The organism is Dellaglioa sp. CoH-56-MRSF-14 (assembly GCF_056782115.1).
This window is the reverse complement of the sequence record NZ_JBXAYB010000032.1, coordinates 1-442: the sequence shown is the minus strand read 5'-3', so window position 1 is coordinate 442 and position 442 is coordinate 1. Positions and strand designations below refer to the sequence as shown.

At 55.0% G+C, this 442-nt stretch carries 1 protein-coding gene; it reads left to right on the top strand.

Annotated features, from left to right (window positions below; genetic code table 11):
- Positions 1 to 442 (top strand): hypothetical protein (locus AC1RPX_RS07725; protein ID WP_481763323.1); only part of this gene is annotated, 442 nt, incomplete at both ends.

The following is a 442-nucleotide window of genomic DNA, read 5'->3' as shown; positions in this document are numbered from 1 at the left end:
ATTGATGCGTCACCAATCCAAGTATCGGAGGCCTTGCGCAAGCTGAACATGAGCCATACGTTTGTCGGGGGTTTCGGGCGCACGACGCACGCCACGGTCGATGGTCTGTGCGCGGAACAGCCGGTATGGCCCGTTATCATCGATCGTGTGCGCAACATTCCAAAGGTGGCGATCCCATACGATCGTGTTGTGTACTTTGTGTGTGATGCACGTTCCCAGCTCGCAATGAGTAACTTGAGTCAACAGCTGTGGCCTGATACCCGTGTGCTGGATTTGCATCTGGCGATCGGCGTAGCCATGGTCGATGCGACGCAAAACCCGGGAGAGCCTTGGGAACTTAAGGTCAACGAGCCGACTCTTGATGAGTATGTACGTCAAGCAGCGCAGCCCTCATTCACGAACTTCTTGCATGCGCGTGCGTGCAAGATCAATCCGTATTCAC